Below are 12,893 nucleotides of genomic sequence, written 5' to 3'. Positions count from 1 at the left end.
ATCGTCGCCTCCCGACCCTGAGCCGACATTCACGTACTCAACGGCAACCACTGCTTTCGGAATTCAAATTTCCATCAGGGGCTCTGCTGCAAAGGCTCGGTGGAGCAGCGCTACGAAATCCGGCGCAGAAGGTATGTCGATGGCACCAAGGCTTCGCACTTCGACAGCCGGAGTCCATGAGTTCATGACCACTGCACCGTGAAGAGCCTTCAGCGAGTCCATCGTGATGTCCTGATGCTGTTGCGAGATGCCCATACGTTCAAGCTGACGCATCACTATGGACATCGTGGTGCCCCTCAGCATCGGAGCCCGAGGCCACAGCACGGAGCTACCGTCCCAGAAGGCCAGATTCCAAATGGTCGCCTCGCTAAGTCGACCCTCTGCATCCACGAACGCAGCGTCGTCAAAGCCATGTTCCACAGCCTTGCGAAGAAACCACGTTTTTGCGATTTCTCCAACATGTTTGATTTCAGGCAGCATTCGCTGGTGGTCCACCATATCCAGCCGCAAAGGCCCTTGCGGGCCATTGAATGCGGATGATGTCCGGACCAGCATGCTCAAGGGAGCTTCGCTTTCTGCTGCCGTGAATTCTCCTGCAGATGAATAGATGGTGGCAGTCAAGGATAAGTTGCCTTCAGGCTTCAGCTCTAGTGCTGAGCGAAGGTATTTTCTGACATCCTCATCCGCCAATGAGCGTCCGAACATAGCAAGGGAGGCCTTGCGCAAGCGCTGAAGATGGAGATCCAGACCACGCACCTTGCCTTCTCGTACCTGCAAGGCGGTGAAATGGGCGTAGCCAGCGAACGCGACTGGAGCCAAGTCGACCGAAGATGCAGTGCGTCCATCACATTGCGCTGTTGCTTCGCTGGAAAGGGTGTTGACGATACCTGTCATCCATAACTCCTCGTTGATGAAAGCGTTAGGTTAGACTTTGACAGCGCTGTCAATGTCAAGTCCTGTTGCAAGGAGGTTCGGAATGCGGATTGGAGAGTTAGCCCAACGTAGCGGTGTCAGTGAACGAATGTTGCGCTACTACGAGCAGCAGGGACTGTTGCAACCTGCCCGCACCGAAGCGCGTTATCGTGACTATGACGACTCACAGCTTTTGGCAGCCATTCGTATTCGCCAACTCAATGCGTCCGGCTTGAAATTGAACGCGATCCGGGTTCTGCTGCCCTGCGTAAGGGAAGACGACCCCGCAGTTTTTGAGGACTGTGACGAAATTCGGGCAGTTCTAACCAGCGAATTGCAGCAACTAGAGATAAGGCTTCGCGAATTGACTGAGAGCCGGGATACCGTGGCGAGCTACCTGGCCGCATTGGATTTGTCCGAGTCTTAAGGCGCGTGTTCCAAGCAGGGCGCTCGACGCATGGTGCTTTTTCAGCTTCAGGATTGCAACAGACGCCAGTTACGTGACGAGCTGAGGTCCGTTAACTGTGCTCAGCGGACTTTGAACTGTTCTAACCCGGTGGCAGCAATTGGCCGGACCCAGCCGGTTGCAAATCCGGTGGTCCGGAAGCCGCTCAGACCTACCCAATGTCGACGATCCATCCAGCCTATGGCTATCAGACCAGCACGCCACCGCCGTCCACGATGACGGTCTGCCCCGTGGCATAGCGATTGGTCATCAAGTAGACGTACGCCTGCGCGAGGTCCTCCGCCTCGCCGACACGCCCGACCGGCAGGGCCGCCCCGCTCGCGGCGTAGAGCGCTTCGCGGTCGGCTTCGGGCAGATTGGCCCACAGCGGCGTGCGCACCAGGCCTGGACTCACCAGGTTGACGCGAATGGGCGCCAGCTCCACCGCCAATGCCCGCGTGAGGCCTTCCAATGCGCTGCAGGCGCTGGCCAGTGCAACCCAACCCTTATGTGGCCGCAGGCCGGCGACACCACTGGTCAGCACCACGGAGCCGCCGGGACGGAGATACGGCGTCGCATGCTTGACCGCGGCGATGGCGCCGAAGACGCGCAGATCGAATACCTGGCGGACCGTATCGAGATCCATGTCGGCGAGCGCTCCGGTCTGCAGCGCATCGCCGGCACTGTAGACCAGGTGGTCGAACGGTCCGAGTCGTTCGAACAGCCCGCGTACAGCAGATGCATCGCTCAGGTCGACCGTGCAGCCCTCGGCCCCGTCGCCGAGGCTGGCGACGGCTTCGGCGACGCGCTGGCTGCGTGATGACACCACCGTCACCGAGGCACCGGCGGCCAGCGCGGCGCGTGCCGTGGCAAGGCCGATCCCCGAGGTGCCGCCCAGCAGGACGACGCGTTGGTGCTGAAGGTTCGTGCTCGCAATAGTCATGGTGGGTCCTTGCTGTCGGTTGTGGGGGAAGCGAGGACCTGAGTATTATTGTTTAGTCAAAGTTGATAAAGCCGCCATTTCTTCGAACACTCCTTAATAGGATTTGCGAATGGATCGATTCAGCAGCATGGCGATCTTTGCACGCGTCGTCGAACGCGGCAGCTTCGCGGCTGCGGCCGAAGGCAGCGGCATGACGCCCACCATGGTCGGCAACCATATCCGTGAGCTGGAACGGCGCCTCCAGGGCCGGCTGCTGAATCGCACCACGCGGCGCCAGAGCCTGACCGAACTCGGCAGGCGCTATCACGCGCGATGTCTCGAAATCCTGGCCCTGGTGGACTCCGCCGAGTTGGATGCGCGCGAGATGCAGAGCAGTCCGCGCGGTCGATTGCGGGTGAGCAGCCCGGTCATCTATGGCACACGCGTGCTCGTACCGGCGCTCTCCGGCTATCTCGACCGCTATCCCGAGGTCCAGATCGAGCTGTCGCTCAATGACCGTTTCGTCGATCTCGCCAAGGAAGGCTTCGATGTCGCCATCCGCGCCGGTGTGCTGCCGGACTCGGGCCTGATTGCGCGGGCCTTGACCCATTCCCCGCGTATTGCCTGCGCGTCACCGGCCTACCTGGCGCGCCACGGGCATCCGCGGGTGCCAGCGGATCTGCTGCAACACCATTGCCTGGCCTTTATAGGGGCGAATGGCCCCGAACGTGAATGGCGCTTTCCACGCCCCGATAGCAATGGCGTGGAGCGCATCGCGGTGCGCGGTCATCTCGACGTCAACGGCGGTCTCGCGCTGCGCGAAGCCGCGCTCGCAGGACTGGGCATCATCCTGCAACCCCAGGTGATGCTGCAGGACGACCTGGATGCGGGCCGGCTCGTCCGTCTCTTTCCCGACTGGCCGGCCCCGACCTGGCCCGTCCACGTGGTGCATCTGCCCGATCCGAACATGCCACCCAAGCTGGTGAGCTTTATCGATTTTCTCCTGGCGACCCTGGGGCGCGACAAGACTTGAGGCGTTGCCATCGATGTCCAGCGCGAGCATGCCGGCCGCCGGGGTTGCGCGGTAGCGCCGGGGTTTCCCGGCGCGTGGCGTGAATACGCCCCCGCTCGAAAGCGCTTGACCTTGTCACAGTGACAAGGCGCCCAATGTCGGGCAAGGAGGCGTTCATGACCCATCACCATCTCCCGACTTCCCATCACGCACTGGCCACGGCACTCGAGCATGCGGACGCGTCGCGCCGTCTTGCGGCCGCGCTCGGTGCCGGCACGGCGCCCGATCCGGGCCAGATCACGCTGCTGGTGGAGCGTTGCGGCGTCGAGCCGGATTTCTTCGTTCGCGACATGCTCACCTGGGCGCTGACCCGGCATGCGCGGGATCTGACCTTGCCCTTGCTGCGCGACGCACTGCGCTCGCCGGTGGCGCAAGCGCGCAGCCAGGCGCTGCATACGCTCTCGAAGATCGGTGACCCCACGGCCTGGCCATCGATCACGACCGGACATCTGCATGACCCCGATCCGGAGGTGGCACGGACGGCGTGGCGCACCGCCGCGGGGCTGGTGCCGAGCGGGCAACGGGCTGCCCTGGCACACGAACTGGTGCTCGAGCTGGGCCGCGGCGACAAGGACCTCAAGCGGAGTCTGAGCCGGGCATTGCTCAGGCTTGGCGACGACGCCGTCGCCCCGCTCGATGCGGCGGCGGCCCGGCACCGGGACCCGGCGGCGCGCGTTCATGCCTGCGCGAGCCTCAGGCTGATCGCCGACCCGGAAGGTGCGTTCGTGCTGGATCCGGCCGACGCCTGGCGTGCTCGTACCCCCTTGCTCAGCGCCGGCGAAGCGGCAAATTGACGGCGATCGATGTGGTGCGCCGCGCCTTGGCCGGGGCGATGGACGCCGTCGGCGGTTTGATAGAATTTTCGAGGCCCGCCTGGCGCCCAGGCCGGGACGCGGGGCGGCATGACCCAGATGACACCGGAGACAAATGATGCGCATCAGCGAGTTGGCCGATCGTTCCGGCGTCAGCGCGCGCATGCTGCGGCACTACGACGCGATCGGACTGGTCAGCCCCTCGGGACGTACGGAAGCGGGATACCGCGAGTACTCGCAAGCCGATGCGTGGCGCCTGTTCCAGGTGGAAAGCCTCCGTTCGCTGGGCCTTGGGCTCGCCGAGGTGCGTCAGGCGCTCAGCCGGCAAGCACCTCGCCCCGATGTACTCATCGACGCGCTGATGGTTCGCTGCCGCGAGCGGCTGGCCGCAGAGCAAGCCTTGCTTTCCCGGCTGGCGGCCGTATCCGCCGCCTCTCCCGAGGATTGGCCAGCAGTGCTGGAAGTCGTGCACCTGTTGCAAGGACTGGACTCGGCGCATGCGCCTGAGCGACAGCGTGCTGCATTCGACGCCGCGTCCAGCGATGCCCCGCTGGCAGCACTCATCGCCCACGCCCTGCTTCAGGAGCAGGAGCCGAATGTCGCGGGTACGCTGCACTGGGCGCTGGGAAGAACCGAGGGCAGCGGCGTCGGCGTACTTGGCGCGGCACTGCAGGATCCGGATCCGGCACTGCGCGAACGTGCCGTGCTTGCGCTGGCGAAACTCGGCGGCGCCGAAGCGGTGGAGACGCTGCGTGGCTCGCTCCTCGACCCCACGGAGCGCGTGCGGTATCGCGCCGCGCGCGTGCTCGGCGGATGGGGGATAGCCGACGCCATTCCCCTGCTGATCGAGCAGGTTCTCGTCGGGGCGCACGATGTCGAGGCAGCCGATGCGTTGGCCGATCTGGCGGACGACCCAGCGATCGCCAGGCAAATCGTGGAACGCTTTGAAGCAGCGATCTCCGACGGCGCAGCCGATGCCCAGACCCGTGGCCGCATTTGCCAGGCGCTCGCCGAAATCGACGACACGGCGTCGGCCCTGCTTGAACGGCTGGCCGCCGATCCGGATCCGGCGGTGGCGCGCACCGCGCGCTACGTGATCGGCATTCGCAATCCATTCAGACGCCAGGTATCTGCGTAGCGGCCGTGCTCCGACGTCGCCTCACCGCGGAGAACCGACAGCGTCCATCGGCGCCTGCCGACCCAGGGAGAGGGTGCCGCGCCACGCCGCGGCGATCGGTTTAAACTACGCGCACCCGGCTTCCCGAGGAACACCGCGACATGGACCGCACGACACTCGACGCCTACGACGCTCACGCCGCGGCGTACGCACAAGACTGGCTCGACCAGCCGCCGCCAGATGACATGTATGCCCTGCTTGAGCAGTACTTCTCGCCAGGGCCGACCGCGGACGTCGGCTGTGGCGCGGGGCGTGACACCGCGTGGCTCGCATCGCGCGGGTTCGATACCACCGGCTACGACGCGAGTGAGGCCCTGCTGGGCGAGGCGCGGCACCGCTATCCAGGCCTGCGCTTCGAGCAGGCGGCGCTGCCGGAACTCGCCGGCGTGCCGCTTGGCGCGTTCCGCAACGTGCTCTGCGAGACCGTACTCATGCATCTGGACCCGCCAGCCGCTCTGGCGTCGGCAGCCCGGCTGGCCGCGCTGCTGGCTCCCGGCGGCACGCTGTACCTGAGTTGGCGCGTCAACGACGACACGCAGCGTGACGCGCGCGGCCGCCTGTATGCGGCGCTCGATACCGCGCAGGTGCGCGCCGCCCTCGGCGACACCATCGACGTGCTGGATGAGCAAGACCTTGTCAGTGAATCGTCGGGCAAACGCGTGCATCGGCTGATCGTCCGCAAGAACGGCTGACCCTGTCGCACCACGGACAATGATGTCCGTTTCAGCACGGCCAGCCCCGGACGGCTTTCCCCCGCATGGACTCGACCTTCCGATTTTCCGACCTTCCAGGACAGTGACATGACCGAAGGCGCTCTGACATTTACCAGTCAGGCCGAATGGGAAAGCTGGCTAGGGCAACACGGCAGCACTTCGGCCGGAGCATGGCTGCGTCTGGCGAAGAAGGGCACGGAGCAGCAGACCGTCAGCTACGAACAGGCGTTGGAAAGCGCCCTCTGCCATGGCTGGATCGACGGTCAAAAGCAGGCCGAGAGCGACCAGTACTGGTTACAACGCTTCACCCCACGCTCCGCAAGAAGCATCTGGTCCAAACTCAACAAGGACAGGGCGGAAGCGCTGATCGCCGCAGGCAGGATGCGCCCGCCCGGCATGCGCGAAATCGAGAAGGCGAGGAAAGACGGCCGCTGGCAGGCTGCTTATACGTCGGCCAGTCACTCGATCGTGCCGGACGACCTGCGGGCGGCTTTGGACGCCAATCCGGGAGCCAAGCAGTTTTTCGCGACACTGAACAGCCGTAACCGCTATGCCATCCTGTTTCGGCTACAGAATGCAAAAAAGCCGGAAACAAGGGCGCGGAAAATTGAAGAATTCGTCAACATGCTGAACCGGGGCGAAACCTTCCATCCGTAGGCCTTGCACTTCTTCCGGAGATTTTGCCAAACGGGGCATATAAGCCTTGATGACCGGACCGAGTGAACACAGACATCAGGCAATCCTTCGTCGGGCAGGCGTTCCGGGTCGGATTGCGGACCGGCGCGACCATCGGCACAACTACCGGCCATCCACCCGCCGGACCAGGATCGGTATTGGCTTGCCCGTCACCAGAGCAACGACCACGTGACCGGCCTTGCCTGCATCCTGGTTCGGTGAGAACCGGCAGAAGGCCTGGGCCGTATTCTGGATGCAAGCGATCTCCACGCCGGCCAGCCAGTCAGGCGGGAAGTAGCTCTGGATCTCTTTTGCCGTGCTGTTCCTGTACTCGCAGCCCGCATCGCAGGAGATGTTCTTCCACTCTTTCCCAGGTATTTTCCCTGATGCCTCCCATTTCCCGTTTGAATGAGAGAGTCGGTAAAGGACACCGGTGGGAGCACGATTTTTTCCCAGGTACTCATAAGTTCCAGCATCGGAATCCGACAAGCCGCCCGCGAAGGCTATTGGCATGGCAGTCAATGCCGCAATGAGAGAGATTACCCGCCTCTTGTCCATCACCACCTCCTTTTAAAGTCAAGGCATTGCCAACACGGCCAATCTTGGGTTGATCGCGGCAGAGCATGCCGCCAACCCACGTTCCGGAAATCCGTCGGCAACCGCCTTGCGCGCACAGCCTGCTTCTTCCCACTCAGCAGCATTCCAATGGACGCCGGCCATGCTAGTTCACGCCAGCTCCTGGTAGTTTGGGATTCCACGCAATGGGTTTCAGATCCGCCCTAATGCAGCCAGCTGGAACCAGCCCAGGTCGCCCGGATGATCCCGTCGTTGCCTCTGCGCAGGAACCGGCGCCCCGCTCGCGACCGGCAGGCAGGCAGGCAGGCCAACCGACCATTTCCTTGCGCGGCAATGCCCCTTCTGGCAAGGTTCTGGGTGCCATCGCTGGTTGCCATCGGAACGCTCACCGATTGACCAATCGGTATCTCACTGCAAAAGGAAACCTGACCTGTCGCTGCAACCATCCGTCCGACGCGATCTGCTGATCCTGTGGCTTTCCATCGCTGCGGCCGCTCTTGTGCTGGGGTGGTTGCTGCTGCTCTTGAGCCGCCAAGGCGCCGGCCCCCAGATTGCGCATGCGCGCCAACTTACCTCGACCAGTTGCCAGGCGCTGCAAGCGGGCGCGGCACGCGTTCGCCAGCAACTTCCGTCTGCGGGCGATCGGCGCCGATCCATGGTCCCCGCCGCCGCGCAGGCGGTGCTCGATCTGGCGCTGCGCGACCAGCCGGGCATGGAAGGCGGCTTCTGGCGCGCGGATGCGGGTGTGGTGGCCTATGCCTTCCCGACCTACGACGGCACGGGCATCAAGCGCGATCCGCCGAGCGCCGAGCTGGAGCGCATTGGCTCCACGGCCCAGCGCGCGCAGGATTCCGCGGGCCTCGTGACCGACGTCCGGCCAGGCTTGCGCGAGGCCGTGGCGTTCGCCGCTTGCCCGGTGGAAGCGGTTGGCGGGGATGGCGGGGATGGCGGGCGCCTGATCGCCTGGACCCTGATGCGCGTGCCGCTGCTGGCCGCGGAAACGGTCAACACCTTGACCCTTGCGGTGAGCCTGCTGCTGGCGCTGGTCGCGGTCTCCGGCGCCTGGCTGGGCTGGATGATTTCGCGGTGGCAGCGCCAGTCGGCCCATCTGCAGCAGCAGCTGGCCCAGTCCGAACGCCTGGCCACGCTGGGACGGGTGTCCGCCGGGCTCGCGCACGAGATCCGCAACCCTCTCGGCACGATGCGCATGAAGGTGGAGAACGCGATGGCGGCGCCGGCCGACCTGCGCGAGGCCCGTGTGGCCGGCGCGCTGGAGGCCGTGCTGGCACAGACGGCGCGCCTCGAGACGCTGGTATCGAGCCTGCTGGCGTTGACGCAGCCGTTCCGCGCGGAGCGCCAGGTCGTCGACCTGGCAGCGTGGCTGGAAGAACGGCGCAATGCCCATGCCGAAACCGCGCAAAGGCTTGGCATTCGGATCACGCTGGCGGTTGCGCCGGAGCTGGCCGCCAGCGCGCGGGGGCTGGCGCTGTTCGACCCGGCGCAGATGGCGCGGGTCTATGACAACCTGCTGCTCAATGCGATGGCGCACACGGGAGAAGGCGGCGAGATCGAACTCGGTGCGCGCGGTGCGCGCGGTGCATGCGGTCCGCGCGGCCCACGCGGTGGCGCATTGCTGTTGTGGGTGGCGGACGATGGCTCCGGCATTCCGGACGACTTGCGCGATACGCTGTTCGAGCCGTTCGCCACCGCCCGCGCGGGAGGCACCGGCCTGGGACTGGCGCTGGTGCGCGAGATCGTGCAGGGCCACGGCGGGCGGGTCGCTCTCGCCGAGTCGGCCAAGGGAACGCGCATCGAGATGGAGCTGCCATGGCCAAGATCCTGATCGTCGACGATGACGCCGCGTTCCGCGGCAGCCTTGCGGAAATGCTGCAGGACCTGGGACATGTGGTGCTGCAGGCCGAGGCCACCGATGCGGGCCTGCACAGGCTGCGCACCGAGAACGTGGATGCGGCCATCGTCGACCTGCGGCTGCCGGGGGAGGATGGCCTGGCCTTCCTGCGCCGCGCGGCTGGCATCTCGCCGGTGCCCTGCATCATGCTCACCGCCTATGCGAGCGGCGGCAACACCATCGAGGCGATGCGCCTGGGCGCGTTCGACCACCTGACCAAGCCCGTGGCCAGGGCCGCCCTGGTCGAAACGCTGGAGCGCGCCCTGCGGCGGGACGCCGATACCCCTGACCGGCAGCAGGCGGCCACCGCGGCGCCTGGCGCCAGAGAGCCCGTCGATGGCACCGAACTGGTCAGCAGCAGCGAGGCCATGCGCCAGGTCTTCAAGCGCATCGGCCTGGCCGCGGGCAGCGACGCCACGGTGCTGGTCCTCGGCGAGACGGGGACGGGCAAGGAACTGGTGGCGCGCGCCCTGCACCGCAACAGCGGCAGAGCTGCCGGGCCCTTCGTCGCGGTGAACTGCGCCGCGATCCCGGCCGAGCTGATGGAAAGCGAGCTGTTCGGCCATGTCAAAGGGGCATTCACCGGTGCCGTCCATGAACGCATCGGGCGCTTTCGCGAGGCCGATGGCGGCACCCTGTTCCTCGATGAGATCGGCGACATGCCGCTGTCCACGCAGGCGAAGATCCTGCGGGTGCTGCAGGAGCGCGAGATCACCCCCCTCGGCGCCAGCCGCGTCCAGCCCGTGGACGTGCGCATCGTCGCCGCCACACACCTCGACCTGCCCGCCGCGGTCAAGGCGGGGCGCTTCCGGGAAGACCTGTGGTACCGCCTGCAGGTGGTGCCACTGTGGCTGCCACCGCTGCGTGAACGCCTGGGCGACGTGCTGCTGTTGGCCGAGCATTTCCTGCGCCTGCTGGGCGGCGACCCGCCCAAGCGGCTGAGCGCGGCGGCGGCCCGGCTGCTGCTGGCCCACTCCTGGCCCGGCAATGTGCGCGAGCTGCGCAATGCCATGGAACGTGCGGCCATCCTCAGCCACGGATCCGTGATCGAGGTCGAACACATCGGCTTGCAGGCGGCGGCCGCGCCGGCCCCGGGCCTGGACATTGACTGGGACGGCCCGATGGCACTGGCCGTCGCCCGCGTGGAACGCGAAATGATCGTGCGCGCCCTGGCGGCGACGGCCGGCAACCGCGCGGAGGCGGCGCGGCGACTCGGCCTGTCCCGCCAGCAGCTTTACCGCAAGCTGGCCGAGTTCGACCTCGATTGAGCCTGCCGTAGCGAAACCGGTGTCCGCTGCGGTGACACCCTGGCGTCACCGCAGCGGACAGTCCGTCCCGTGGCTTCCGCGCAAACCCTTGATTTCATTGCAACTCCTGGTTGGCATGGTGCTTGCGCCACAGCTTGTGGCGTTTATCCCAACCCAAGGAGTTTCTCCATGTCTACGCGTTTCCTCGCCATGTCCGCGGCGCTTGTGTTCGGCCTGTGCAGTCTGCCCGCGCATGCCATGCCGCCCGGCCCCGCCCCCCATCTGCCGCCGGCACCGCCTCAGCGGCTGGATGCCCCTGGCCTGATCGGCCAGTACGCGGTGGAAGGCCAGGTCCAGCGGATGCTCACCAATCCCTACGGCGAGGTCGACGGACTGCGCCTGAGCGACGGAACGATCGCCAAGTTTCCGCCGCATATGGCCGATGCACTCACGGCCACGGTCAAGGTCGGGGACACTGTCCGCGTCATCGGACGAGCCGAAGCGCGGGGCACGGTCAGGGCTGACGCCATCGTCCACGCCGGCAACGGGCGCACCGTGTATGACCAGCCGCCGCCGGCAGGCGAAGGCCGCGTCCTGCCGCCGCACCTGCGCGCCCAGCGCCTGCAGCCCCTGCAGGCGGAAGGCCGCGTCGAGACCGTCCTCACCGGTCCGCGGGGCGAAGCCAACGGCGTCATCCTGAGCGACGGCACCATCGTGCGCTTCCCGCCTGAGAGCCTGCGCCTTTCCGTGCAGGCGGGCGCGCCGTTCGCGGCCTCCGGACTGGGCACGCGCAATGCGTTCGGCACCTCACTGGAGGCCGTCAGCATGGGCACCACCCTGTCCGCCCTGCAGCCGCTCTACGACCGCGTGCCGTAAGCACAAGCCCCCAGTGTCCCGGGCCGGCGCGGCGGATGCCCGCTCCGGCCCGGCGCAGCGTTCCCGCCGATCGGGCTTCGGCTTCATCTGCCTGTGCGCCTTCTTCGTGCTCAAAGGACCGCTGAACTAAGAACCGATGATGGCAACACCAACCCTCCCCACGGCGCACACCAGTTCGCGCAGCTGGCTGTCCGGCCTGAACTTCTTCCTGGCCGACGTCCGCGACGGCCTGGGGCCCTTCCTCGGCGTGCTGCTGGCCAGCCATGGCTGGCGCGCCGATGACATCGGCTACGTGATGGCCGCCGGCGGCGTCGCCGGCATGCTGGCGATCACGCCGATGGGCGCATGGGTCGACACGTCGCGCCGCAAGCGGACGCTGCTGGCAGGCAGCACCATCGCGCTCATGCTCGCCACGGCGGCGCTGTGGAGGGTGCCGTCGTTCGGCGTCGCCATCGCCTCCCAGGTGGTGTCCGGTGCGTTCGGCGCGTTGATGGGTGCCGGCGTCATGGGCATCACCTTGGGCATCGTCGAGCAGAGGGACGTGTCCCGGCAACTCGGCACCAACGAGGCCTGGAACCATGCCGGCAACGTGGTTGCGGCGGCATTGGCCGGGCTGGCCGGCTACCGCTGGGGGCTGTCAGCCGTGTTCGCCTTGATGGCCCTGATGGGATGCGCCGCGCTTGCCTGCTTGTGGAGGATCCATCCACAGGACATCGATCATGAGCGGGCCCGTGGCGGTGGCCCCGCATCCAGGCAGCCGGAGCAGCCGGAGCAAGGACGCAGCCCTGCGCCGTCCATCCTGCGGGTGCTGACGGATTCGCGCGAGCTGGGCCTGCTCGCGATCACCATGCTGCTGTTCCATCTGGGCAATGCCGCGATGCTGCCCCTGTTTGCGCAGTCGATCGTCACGCGCGGACTGGGGGACCCCAGCGCCTTCACGGCATCGATCGTCATCGTGGCACAGTTGGTCATGATTCCCGCGGCGCTTTGGGCCGGACGGCACGCCGGCCGGCACGGGTACCGGGCCCTGATCATCGCCGCCCTGTCGGCCCTGCCCTTGCGCGGGCTGGTCGCCGCTTGCTGGGAGTCGCCATGGGCATTGATTCCGGTGCAGGTCCTCGACGGAATCGGCGCGGGCCTGCTGGGCGTCGCCTTGCCTGGACTCGTCGCCTGCCTGCTGCGGGGTACTGGACACGTCAATGCAGGACTTGGCGCGGTGATGGCGATCCAAGGCGCGGGGGCAGCCATGAGTCCCGCGCTGGCCGGCTGGATCGCGCATCGCTTCGGCTATAGCGTGGCGTTCGTCGCCTTGGGCATCGTTGCCGCGATCGGACTACTGACCTGTCGCTTCGGCCTTCTCTCCCGAATGCATCCGCCCGGCTCGGCAGGCGCTCCGCTCGCCGGGCACGGGGATGCGCTGATCGGGACATTCGAGGGAAAGCCGGAGCGAACCGAAGCCGCAAGAACGACGGCTTGCCCATCGGGATCACCATGACCGGAGTCCAGCGTGGTACTGACAGACTTCGTCTTGGCGTGCCGGTGGCACGACGAGCCGGA

Annotated in this window: 13 protein-coding genes; 10 read left to right on the top strand and 3 right to left on the bottom strand. The window is 66.3% G+C overall.

Features of this window, described 5'->3' with window-relative positions:
- Nucleotides 1-63: 63 nt before the first annotated feature.
- Nucleotides 64-894: an aminotransferase class IV family protein gene (locus BKK80_RS22030; RefSeq protein ID WP_071071263.1), complete on the bottom strand. Its 831-nt coding sequence runs from the start codon at nt 892-894 to the stop codon at nt 64-66.
- A gap of 127 nt (nt 895-1,021) precedes the next feature.
- On the opposite strand from BKK80_RS22030, the gene BKK80_RS22025 reads away from it, so the two are divergent.
- A complete protein-coding gene (locus tag BKK80_RS22025; protein WP_231908178.1) occupies nt 1,022-1,339 on the top strand; it encodes a MerR family transcriptional regulator in 318 nt (105 codons plus the stop codon).
- A 226-nt stretch (nt 1,340-1,565) separates the two neighbouring features.
- On the opposite strand, the gene BKK80_RS22020 is transcribed toward BKK80_RS22025, so the two are convergent.
- Complete coding sequence (locus tag BKK80_RS22020; protein ID WP_071071261.1) at nt 1,566-2,300, bottom strand: SDR family oxidoreductase; 735 nt, start codon at nt 2,298-2,300, stop codon at nt 1,566-1,568.
- 109 nt (nt 2,301-2,409) lie between these two features.
- On the opposite strand from BKK80_RS22020, the gene BKK80_RS22015 reads away from it, so the two are divergent.
- The 5 genes from BKK80_RS22015 to BKK80_RS21995 all read left to right on the top strand — a co-directional run bounded on the left by BKK80_RS22015 (nt 2,410) and on the right by BKK80_RS21995 (nt 6,710).
- A complete protein-coding gene (locus BKK80_RS22015; protein WP_071071259.1) occupies nt 2,410-3,312 on the top strand; it encodes a LysR family transcriptional regulator in 903 nt (300 codons plus the stop codon).
- A 155-nt stretch (nt 3,313-3,467) separates the two neighbouring features.
- Nucleotides 3,468-4,145, top strand: a complete 678-nt coding sequence (locus tag BKK80_RS22010) for a HEAT repeat domain-containing protein (RefSeq protein WP_071073194.1) — start codon at nt 3,468-3,470, stop codon at nt 4,143-4,145.
- A gap of 133 nt (nt 4,146-4,278) precedes the next feature.
- Nucleotides 4,279-5,301 (top strand): HEAT repeat domain-containing protein, encoded by a 1,023-nt coding sequence (locus BKK80_RS22005; protein ID WP_205683737.1) that lies wholly within the window; start codon nt 4,279-4,281, stop codon nt 5,299-5,301.
- 140 nt (nt 5,302-5,441) lie between these two features.
- Nucleotides 5,442-6,032 (top strand): class I SAM-dependent methyltransferase, encoded by a 591-nt coding sequence (locus BKK80_RS22000; RefSeq protein WP_071017027.1) that lies wholly within the window; start codon nt 5,442-5,444, stop codon nt 6,030-6,032.
- A 108-nt stretch (nt 6,033-6,140) separates the two neighbouring features.
- A complete protein-coding gene (locus BKK80_RS21995; RefSeq protein WP_071071256.1) occupies nt 6,141-6,710 on the top strand; it encodes a YdeI/OmpD-associated family protein in 570 nt (189 codons plus the stop codon).
- A 141-nt stretch (nt 6,711-6,851) separates the two neighbouring features.
- Here BKK80_RS21995 and BKK80_RS21990 read toward each other — a convergent pair whose 3' ends face one another.
- Complete coding sequence (locus BKK80_RS21990) at nt 6,852-7,286, bottom strand: hypothetical protein (RefSeq protein ID WP_071071254.1); 435 nt, start codon at nt 7,284-7,286, stop codon at nt 6,852-6,854.
- Nucleotides 7,287-7,674: 388 nt separating this feature from the next.
- On the opposite strand from BKK80_RS21990, the gene BKK80_RS21985 reads away from it, so the two are divergent.
- The 4 genes from BKK80_RS21985 (at nt 7,675) to BKK80_RS21970 (ending at nt 12,831) form a co-directional block, all read left to right on the top strand.
- On the top strand, nt 7,675-9,147 hold the full coding sequence (locus BKK80_RS21985; protein WP_236903914.1) for a two-component system sensor histidine kinase NtrB: 1,473 nt from the start codon (nt 7,675-7,677) through the stop codon (nt 9,145-9,147).
- Nucleotides 9,132-10,481: a sigma-54-dependent transcriptional regulator gene (locus tag BKK80_RS21980; protein WP_071071252.1), complete on the top strand. Its 1,350-nt coding sequence runs from the start codon at nt 9,132-9,134 to the stop codon at nt 10,479-10,481. Before BKK80_RS21985 ends, BKK80_RS21980 begins: the two co-directional genes overlap by 16 nt.
- 168 nt (nt 10,482-10,649) lie before the next feature.
- Nucleotides 10,650-11,336: a hypothetical protein gene (locus tag BKK80_RS21975; RefSeq protein ID WP_071071250.1), complete on the top strand. Its 687-nt coding sequence runs from the start codon at nt 10,650-10,652 to the stop codon at nt 11,334-11,336.
- 136 nt (nt 11,337-11,472) lie between these two features.
- The gene (locus BKK80_RS21970) at nt 11,473-12,831 is read left to right on the top strand and encodes an MFS transporter (RefSeq protein WP_236903912.1); all 1,359 of its coding nucleotides are present in this window, start codon (nt 11,473-11,475) and stop codon (nt 12,829-12,831) included.
- The last annotated feature ends 62 nt before the right edge of the window (nt 12,832-12,893 follow it).

Source organism: Cupriavidus malaysiensis, from assembly GCF_001854325.1.
In the GTDB taxonomy this organism is placed as follows: Bacteria; Pseudomonadota; Gammaproteobacteria; order Burkholderiales; family Burkholderiaceae; genus Cupriavidus; species Cupriavidus malaysiensis.
The sequence above is the reverse complement of the archived record's forward strand: the minus strand, read 5'-3'. Positions and strand labels throughout refer to the sequence as shown.